The 1,695-nt window shown below is 75.0% G+C and carries 1 protein-coding gene; it reads left to right on the forward strand.

Features of this window, described 5'->3' with window-relative positions:
• Positions 1-1,505: alpha/beta hydrolase (locus ADK60_RS22180; RefSeq protein ID WP_353651764.1), on the forward strand; the 1,505-nt coding region annotated here is incomplete at its 5' end.
• Between the last annotated feature and the right edge of the window lie 190 nt (positions 1,506-1,695).

Genomic DNA, 1,695 nt, shown 5'->3' on the forward strand with positions numbered 1-1,695 from the left:
CCGCCGCACTGCTCACCCTCCTCGCCCTCGCCTCCGCGACCGGTACCGCCGGTGCCGTCGCGGCGCCCACCGGGGCGGCCGCCCCCCCCCCCCCCGCCCGCTACGCCCACCAGCAACTCACCTGGCAGCCCTGTACGGAGGAGGCCACGCTGGAGTGCGCCACCATGGCCGCACCCAGGGACTGGCACCATCCGGGCCGCGGCCCGGACATCACCGTCGCGGTCTCCCGGCACCGCGCGACCGATCCGGCCCGGCGGATCGGCACCCTGCTCACGGCCGCGGGCGGCCCCGGCGGCCAGGGGCTGCTCCGCCCGGCGGACCACGTGCGCAACGCGCCCGCCCTCGGCGCCTCCTACGACATCATCGGCTTCGACCAGCGCGGCGTCGGCCACAGCACCCGGGCCGTCTGCCAGACCCCCGAGGAGTTCCGCTCCTTCTTCTCCGGGGACTTCCGCGACGACACGCCGGCCGACCGCGCCCGCGTGATCGCCAACTCGGCCGCCCTCGCCGCCAACTGCGAGCAGCGCAGCGGCGGCCTGCTGCCCTTCCTGACCACCGAGCAGACCGCACGGGACCTCGACCTGCTGCGCGCCCTCCTCGGCGAGCGCCGGATCAGCTACTACGGACCGTCCTACGCCACGATGATCGGCGCCTACTACGCGACGCTCTTCCCGCACCGGATCGAGCGGATGGTGCTGGACAGCAACATCGGCTTCGACGGCACCTGGGAGCGGTTCCAGCTGGGCCAGCCGATGAGCTTCCAGCGGCGCTTCGAGGAGGACTTCCTGCCGTGGCTCGCCGCCCGCGACGCCACCTACCACTACGGCACGACCCCCGCCGAGGCGAGGGCCCGCTGGGAGGCCCGCCGCGCCGCGCTGCGCGAGCACCCGGTCGTCGACGGCCAACTCACCCTCGGGCCGAACCAGTTGGACAACGGCACCATCCAGGGCATCTACCGCGAGAACAACGGCTTCACCCTGCTGGCCACCGCGCTGGCCGCGCTCGACGACTGGCCGGCCGCCGACCCGGCCGCCCGCACCACGGCCCGGCGGGTCTTCGGCGACTACCTCAGCCCGGAGTTCCTGGCCGAGTACTTCGCCGTCACCTGCAGCGACACCCCCTGGACCCGCGATCTCTCCCTCTGGGCCGCCCGGGGCGCCGAGAACACCGCCCGCTGGCCGCTGGTCGGGGCCCGCACCCTCGCCTTCTCCGCCGTCTGCGCCGCCTGGCCGACCCCGACCGCGCCCCGGGTCCGGGTCACCGGCGCGGGCCTGCCCCCCACCCTGATGCTGAACTCGGTGCACGACCCCGCGACCTACCATGAAGCCGCCCTCTCCGCCCACCGAGCCCTGCGCGGCTCCCGCCTGGTGACCGTCACCGACAACGGCGACCACGGCCAGTACCCCGGCCCCAATCCCTGCGTACGCACCGCCGTCGAGTCCTACCTCCTGACCGGCGCGGCCCCCGCCGGCGACCTCACCTGCCCCTCCCCCACGACATCCTGAACGCCCCGACGAGTGGTACGGCCGACCACGGTACGGTCCGCCGCCGGGTCTCCCCCCGGAGGACCCGGCGACGGCGCGCACGGCGGGTACGGGCGGCGGCTGCGGCTACGACATCGCCGCCCAGGCCGGCGTCTACGCCGATCTCACCCCGATCAACTCCATCACCCTGGACCGCCCCTGAGTCCCCGGT

Source organism: Streptomyces sp. XY431, from assembly GCF_001279805.1.
Taxonomy (GTDB): domain Bacteria; phylum Actinomycetota; class Actinomycetes; order Streptomycetales; family Streptomycetaceae; genus Kitasatospora; species Kitasatospora purpeofusca.